Origin of the sequence: Streptomyces sp. UH6, from assembly GCF_013421635.1 — a bacterium.
Lineage (GTDB): Bacteria > Actinomycetota > Actinomycetes > Streptomycetales > Streptomycetaceae > Streptomyces > Streptomyces abyssomicinicus.
In genome coordinates this window covers 1-3,193 of record NZ_JACADT010000671.1, presented here as the reverse complement: position 1 = coordinate 3,193, position 3,193 = coordinate 1, and the positions used below count along the sequence as shown (strand labels likewise).

The following is a 3,193-nucleotide window of genomic DNA, read 5'->3' as shown; positions in this document are numbered from 1 at the left end:
CCGGCCCTGCCGGGCGCGCCGCCGGAGGTCCGGGTCTTCGACGTCGCGGTCGTCTCGCACGCGGCGTCCGGTCAGGAGTTCCTCCGGGCCTCCGCCCGCAGCCGCCTGGAGCCGCGGCAGCGCCCGGCGCTGGTCTTCCACGGGGACGAGTACGGCCAGCTGGCCTGGGCGGAGAAGGAGAGCCAGCTCCTGCACGAGCACTGCTACCCGCAGGCCGAGACGTACGAGAACGAGGGCTCGCCCGCCACGCCGGAGGTCGTCCTCTCGCTGCTCGGAGGCCGCGCCGCGGCCCCCGCGTCGCTGGTCCAGCTCTCCTGCCACGGTGTCGCGGGCCCCGACCCGACGACGTCCGCCCTGGTGCTGGCCGGTCCGGGGCGGGAGGACGGGGAGCCGGGTGAGGAACACCTCACGCTCACCGCCCTCCTGGAGACCCCGCACGACGGCGAGGCGTACCGCTCGCGCGGCCCGGTGGTGGTGTGTTCGGCCTGCGAGACCGACCTGACCACCCGCGACCACGACGAGGCCCTGACCGTCACCTCCGTGCTGGTGCACCGGCTGGCCTCCGATGCCGTCGGCACCCGGTGGGGCGTGGACGACATCGACTCCGTGGTCCTGACGCTGGTCCTGCACGACCGGATCGCGGCGGGCGTCGCCCCGCCCGACGCCCTGCGCGCCGCCCAGCGCTGGATGGTCGCCGCGCCGGGCGACCGGCCCCCGGTGCCGGCGCTGGAGGGGTTCCCCCGGCGCTTCTGGGACCGGAGCTTCGACGAGAGCGACGTCTGGGCGGCGTTCGTCCACCACGGCAACCCTTCGGGAGGTGTGCGGCAGTGAACTCCGAGGAACTGATCGGCTTCCTGGTGACCCATCAGGAGGCGCTGGTGACCTGTCTCGCGGACGACGGCGTCTCCGCGGACGAGCGGGAGGAGGTGGTCGCCGCCCTGGGCGAGGTGAGGGACGCGGTGACGGAGGGACGGCCGGCCGGCTCGGCCGTCCGGCGGCTGCGCAGGGCGCTGGCCGTCCTGCCCGAGGACAGCCCGTTGTCCGACGTCCTGACGGGTCACCGGTACGCGGTGACCGGAACCGGCGCCCCCTCCGTGCCGTCCGCCGAGGCCCTGACGTCGCTCCTGACGGGGCTGTCCGCGGGGCTGTCGGCCGGCCCGCGCGGCGGACCCGCGGCCGGAGCGGCAAAGGGGGTGGCGGAGGAGCCCGCGGGTCTCGGCCCGGAGGAGCTGCTGGCGCGGTCCCGGGACCAGCTGCTGGCGGCCCCCGCGCTGACCGAGCGGGAGCACGACGAGTTCCTCGCCGGACACGGCCCGGATCCCGCGCTGATCCGGCTCCGGCCTCCACGGTCACGACCGGACTCCCCGCCGCGCTGTCCGCGGTTCCAGTTCCGGCCGGGCACGCTGGAGCCGGTCCCCGTCGTCCTGCGCGTCAACCGGCTGCTCCGCGCGGACCTGGACCCCTGGGGTGCCGCCGACTGGTGGCTGGGCAGGAACACCTGGCTGCAGGGGGTGCCGGCGGACCTGCTGGGCGTCCTGCCGGACGAGGAGATCGAAGTGGCGGCGCTCGAGCTGGTGGAGGCCGGCTGATGGCCCTCCAGGTCCCGCCCGAGGGCGTGAAGATGGAGCCGGTGCTCACCGTGCTCCCGGCCGGAACCCTCGTCTGGCGATGCCACTCCGAGGAGTACGGCCCGGTCGAGTTCAACCCCAACCCCGCCCACCTCTACTTCAAGGGCAACCGCTTCGACGCGACGGAGCGGGACCCGTACCCCTACCTGTACGCCGCGCTGGAGCCGCTGACCGCGCTGGCCGAGGTCTTCCTGCGGTCCGTGGAGTTCGACGGACCCGGGGCCGTCCGGCGGATCCCGTGGGCGCAGGCGTCCCGGTACCTGCTCACCGCGGTGCGCACCACCGCGGACGTGCGGCTGGTGGACCTCACCACGGCGGAGGGGCTGGCCACGGTGTGGCAGGACGAGTGGCTGGTCGACTGCGAGCACCGGGAGTACGACAAGACCCGTTACTGGGTCCAGGTGATCCGGGAGCACTGCTCCTCGGCGCAGGGGCTGCGCTGGGTCTCCAAGCGCTGCCGTCCCCGGGAGGCCGTGCAGTTCTTCGGCGACCGGGGCGAGCCGTTCGCGGGGGCCCGGGGCGCCGAGGCCCGCTACCGCCTGGGCCGCACGGCCGACGTCCGGGAGGTCAACCGCATGCTGTCGCGGCTGCGCGCGGTCATCTCGGTCTCCGACGGTTCCGACAGTTCCGACGGCACCGACGGCTCCGACGGCTCCGACGAGGCGTGAAGGCCGATGGCCCGGTCCCCCGCGTGCGCGGGGGACCGGGCCATCGGCGTTCCACGGGCCGGCCGGTCAGCTCCTGGTCATCGGCAGCAGGGGCCACTGGGCGGACAGCCGCATGGCCGCCTCGGTGACGGCCGGCTCCTTCGACTCCAGGAGGACGCCGTCGAGGTAGGCGTGCGCGGCCGCCTCGTGGAGTTCGCGGGCCGCGCGCACCAGGTCCTCGGTGGCGGCCCTGCGGTCCTCCTTGCGGGCCTCGGCGGTGTCCGCCGTCGCCCGGCAGCGCTCGTACTCGATCACGCTCTCCTGCCGCCTGCCCAGCAGCTTGTCGCGCTTCTCCAGGCCGCTGCGGTAGGCGTCGAGGAAGGGGTGCTCCCTGCTCAGGCCGAGCAGGAGGCCGATCCCCCCGGAGACCAGGAGCAGGCCGATGAAGAGCCAGTGCACGGTCCACGGTTCGAGGCCGAGCCGGTCGATCAGGCTGCCGGCCGCCTCCGTGGTGCCGGTGTCGTTCCACCCGTCGCCGGCGCCGGCGGCGGCGGGCTCGGGTTCGTTCTCCGGCATCACGAACTTCGCGCGGACGGTACCGAGCACACCGCTCAGGAAGATCCACAGCCCGACCAGGCCCAGCGAGGGGATCCAGCCCGCGCGGAACGATCCGGTGTCCGCCCGGCGCCGCAGGTAGCGGGCCGCCAGGTGGGGCACGCCGACCATCAGGACGGCCGTGGAGACGGCCAGCAGACCCGTGAGGGAGTCGCTGACCTGGCCGACGCCGTGGAACGGCTGGTAGGCCATCCAGTAGATGGGCACCTCGACGGCCACCAGCAGCGCGAGGGCGAAGGCCATGTACCCCCTGGGCATCGCGGGACGCGCGCCCAGGCCCTCCCAGGCCCTGGCGAGGCCCCC

At 74.7% G+C, this 3,193-nt stretch carries 3 protein-coding genes and 1 pseudogene; 3 read left to right on the top strand and 1 reads right to left on the bottom strand.

The genetic code is table 11. From position 1 onward, the window contains the following. The 3 genes from HW445_RS24030 to HW445_RS24020 form a co-directional block, all read left to right on the top strand. Positions 1 to 831 (top strand): CHAT domain-containing protein (locus tag HW445_RS24030; protein WP_180223032.1); only part of this gene is annotated, 831 nt, incomplete at its 5' end. Then, positions 828 to 1,589: a hypothetical protein gene (locus HW445_RS24025; RefSeq protein ID WP_180223031.1), complete on the top strand. Its 762-nt coding sequence runs from the start codon at positions 828 to 830 to the stop codon at positions 1,587 to 1,589. The genes HW445_RS24030 and HW445_RS24025, both read left to right, overlap by 4 nt. Then, positions 1,589 to 2,296 carry an RES family NAD+ phosphorylase gene (locus tag HW445_RS24020; protein ID WP_180223030.1) on the top strand — a complete coding sequence of 236 codons (708 nt, stop codon included), beginning with the start codon at positions 1,589 to 1,591 and terminating at the stop codon, positions 2,294 to 2,296. Before HW445_RS24025 ends, HW445_RS24020 begins: the two co-directional genes overlap by 1 nt. 66 nt (positions 2,297 to 2,362) lie before the next feature. Here the strand turns inward: HW445_RS24020 and HW445_RS24015 are convergent. Then, positions 2,363 to 3,193 (bottom strand): annotated as a pseudogene (locus HW445_RS24015) (hypothetical protein); the annotation flags it as partial.